Raw genomic sequence first — 302 nt, 5'->3', positions numbered from 1 at the left:
GGTACCCCGTTGGGATCGAGCATGATTTTCGTGATCGTGGTGTCACACGACAACAGTTTCGCGGTGGCTTCGCTGATGGCACCCATGTTCTGCAAGTTCCCACCGAGTGCCGGGTTGTCCGCCGACCAGGTCCACAACAGGCCGTTGGTCGGTTTCGCCGAGAACGTGGTGTCCGCCAAACCTTGTGCCGCCAACTCCACAATCGTCTCGAACGCGGCAGCACAGATCTGTTCGGGTGTCCGAGGACCCGGGGACCCATCGGGCTGAGGTTTCGGCGCCGACAAGGTTTCCATCAAAGTACG

General features: G+C 60.3%; 1 pseudogene. It reads right to left on the bottom strand.

Annotation, left to right across the window (positions count from 1 at the left end):
* Positions 1-302 (bottom strand): annotated as a pseudogene (locus P3L18_RS28245) (HNH endonuclease); the annotation flags it as partial.

This window comes from Gordonia sp. N1V (genome assembly GCF_029269935.1).
In the GTDB taxonomy this organism is placed as follows: Bacteria; Actinomycetota; Actinomycetes; order Mycobacteriales; family Mycobacteriaceae; genus Gordonia; species Gordonia polyisoprenivorans.
Note: the sequence above shows the minus strand (reverse complement) of the source record. Positions and strands in the feature narration are given on the sequence as shown.